Source organism: Aureimonas glaciei (genome assembly GCF_014643375.1).
Lineage (GTDB): Bacteria > Pseudomonadota > Alphaproteobacteria > Rhizobiales > Rhizobiaceae > Plantimonas > Plantimonas glaciei.
The window spans coordinates 1-2,602 of sequence record NZ_BMJJ01000028.1; the positions used below are offsets into that span (position 1 = coordinate 1).

Annotated in this window: 2 protein-coding genes; both read right to left on the bottom strand. The window is 64.8% G+C overall.

Going from position 1 to position 2,602, the window contains the following annotated elements; all coding sequences use genetic code 11:
* Nucleotides 1–124: 124 nt before the first annotated feature.
* A complete protein-coding gene (gene istB, locus IEX88_RS26580; protein WP_188855502.1) occupies nucleotides 125–994 on the bottom strand; it encodes an IS21-like element helper ATPase IstB in 870 nt (289 codons plus the stop codon).
* Entirely contained in the window at nucleotides 991–2,490 is a 1,500-nt protein-coding gene (gene istA, locus IEX88_RS26585) for an IS21 family transposase (RefSeq protein ID WP_188855503.1), read from the bottom strand. The genes istB and istA overlap by 4 nt, the downstream gene beginning before the upstream one ends.
* Nucleotides 2,491–2,602: the final 112 nt, after the last annotated feature.

A 2,602-nucleotide genomic window follows, 5' to 3' on the forward strand; every position in this document is an offset into this window, starting at 1 on the left:
TGTCAACGGCGGAGCAATTCCAGGCCAGTGTGGCGGAGTAAAACCAGGCCACGCGTCCGAGAGGGCACGACACAGGAAAGGGCCCGATCGGGCCCTTTCCTGTGTCGTGGGGATGCTTTGAGGATCAGGGGTCAGTGATCTCGCCGGTCCGGGAGTCGACGGTTTCGGCGCTGGCCTGGTTTTGCTCCGCCCTGGCGGCAGCGCGCCGTCGTCCGGCGGATTGCTTCAGGCGGTAGCTGTCGCCATTCATCGTCAGGATATGGACGTGATGCGTCAAGCGATCGAGCAACGCGCCCGTTAGTCGCTCGGACCCCAGGACGCTCGTCCAGTCTTCGAAAGGGAGATTGGACGTGATGATGGTCGAGCCGCGTTCGTAACGCTGCGAGAACACCTCGAACAGGAGCTCGGCGCCGGTCGGCGACAGGGGCACGTAGCCGAGCTCGTCGACGATCAGGAGCTTCACTGCCTGGAGTTCGCGCTGCTGCTTCAGAAGGCGGCGCTCGTCTCGGGCTTCCATGAGCTGATGGACGAGCGCCGCCGCGGTCGTGAACGCGACGGTGAAGCCCTTCTGGCAAGCGGCCAATCCAAGCGCCAATGCCACATGGCTCTTGCCGGTGCCCGAGTTGCCGAGCGCGATGACATTCTCCCGGCGCAGGATGAACTCGCACCGCGCCAACTCGAGCACCAGCATCTTGTTGAGGCTGGGGATCGCGGTGAAGTCGAACGTGTCTAGGCTTTTGACCGCCGGGAACCGGGCCGCTTTAATCCGCCGCTCGATCGTACGGCGCTCCCGGTCGATCAGCTCCAGCTCGATGAGACGCAGCAGATAACGGGGATGGTCGACGCCCTCTCGGGCGCATTCGCGTGCGACCTTGTCGTACTCCCGCAGAACGGTCGGCAGCTTCAACTGCTTGAGGTGATGGGCCAGCAGAACCTGCGGCGTGCCGCTCGTGGTTCCCGTCGGCATCGCGTCCGGCCCTGTCTTGCCGCTCATGCCGCTTGCTCGGCGACCAGAACGGCATAGTCGGCGGCGGCAGTCGTCCTCACCTCCATCTTCGGCAGATGTGGATAGCGTGCAAGGTCAAGCCGCAGGGGCCGTCGCTCGATCCGCGACAGGGCGATCAGCTTGATCGCGTCGAACCCGATCGCGCCGAGCCGGATTGCTTCGCTCACGGCACCTGCCACAATCTCCATCGGCATCGCCTCCATCAGCCGCAAGACCTGGATGAACTCCCGCTTCCCCCGGTTGCCCATGCGGGCCTCGAGAAGATGACGCAGATGCTGGAATGTCTCGGGCAGATCCCAGCCCTGCAACGGCGCGGCCTGGTCGAGGGCGTTCGGCTTCATCTCGATCAGCATCAGGTAATGCAGCGGGTCGAAGACAAAGACGCCGCTGGCATAGGAGCGTCGGTGTCGGGCGATCTCCTCGCCGGCGCACAAGATCACCACCTCGTCGACGAAGCCTTTGACCAGAACATCGCGGAAGCCGAACGCCGTCGGCACCGAGTAGTCGTTGCAGCGATAGCGAACCAGAGCCGTGGACGAGACCCGTGCTGCCCGCTTCTCGCAGGGCTCCAGCGCCACCGCGGGCAGGTCTCGGAAAGTAGCAAGGTCGGCGACGAGGCGCTCCCTGATCGTCTCGCTGTGGCGTCCGGCGATCTCGCCCTGCCGTTGCCGGCAGCGATCTGCCAGCATGGCGTTTAGATCGTCGAAGCTCGCCGCCTGCGGGATCGGCGTCATGAAGTTCGACCGGGCATACTTCACCAGCCCTTCGACCTTGCCCTTGTCGTTCCCCTTGCCCGGTCGCCCGAAGCGATCCCGGAACAGGTAATGGCTTTGAAGTTCGGTGAAGGCCCGGGTGCGCTCGCGCTTGCCGTCGCCGCAGATCTTGGCCACCGCGATCGTGGTGTTGTCGTAGAGGATCGACAGCGGCACGCCGCCGAAGAAGGCGAAGGCCGACACGTGCCCGTCGAGGAAGGCTTCCGTCGTCTCCCGCGGGAAGGCCTTCACGAACGGCGCATCCGACTGCGGAACGTCCATGCAGAAGAAATGGATCTTCTGCCGGATGCCGCCGATCATGCCCACGGCCTCGCCGAAGTCGACCTGGGCATGACCCGGTGGATGCGCCAGCGGGACGAAGGTCTCGCGCAGGCGCCCCCGGGCGATCCGCACATGGTCCTTCACCACCGTGTAGCCGCCGGCATAGCCGTGCTCATCACGCAGCCGCTCGAAGATCCGCTTGGCCGTGTGACGCTGCTTCACCGGCGCCGCTCCGTCCGCCGCTAGGATTGCATCGATCACCGGCACCAGCGTTCCCAGCTTCGGCTTGGCCACCGGCTTCGTGCGCGTGTAGCCCGGCGGCAGTGAGAACCGGCACATCTTCGAGATCGTCTCGCGGCTCAAACCAAACACCCGAGCCGCATCGCGCTGGCTGTTGCGCTCGATCATCACGAAGTGCCGAACGGCGGCGTAGACTTCCACGGCAAACATTCCCGGCCGCCCTCTGCAAAAGAGAACAGCCTAACCACTGGCCGGATTTTACTCCGCCGCACTCGGCGTTATGCCGGCGCTCCTGTGGCCTGGTTTGTCACCGCCGTGCACA

Bases quoted from the DNA above. Each gene is read 5' to 3' on its own strand.
- istB (WP_188855502.1), bottom strand. From the start codon at position 994: ATGAGCGGCAAGACAGGGCCGGACGCGATGCCGACGGGAACCACGAGC.
- istA (WP_188855503.1), bottom strand. From the start codon at position 2,490: ATGTTTGCCGTGGAAGTCTACGCCGCCGTTCGGCACTTCGTGATGATC.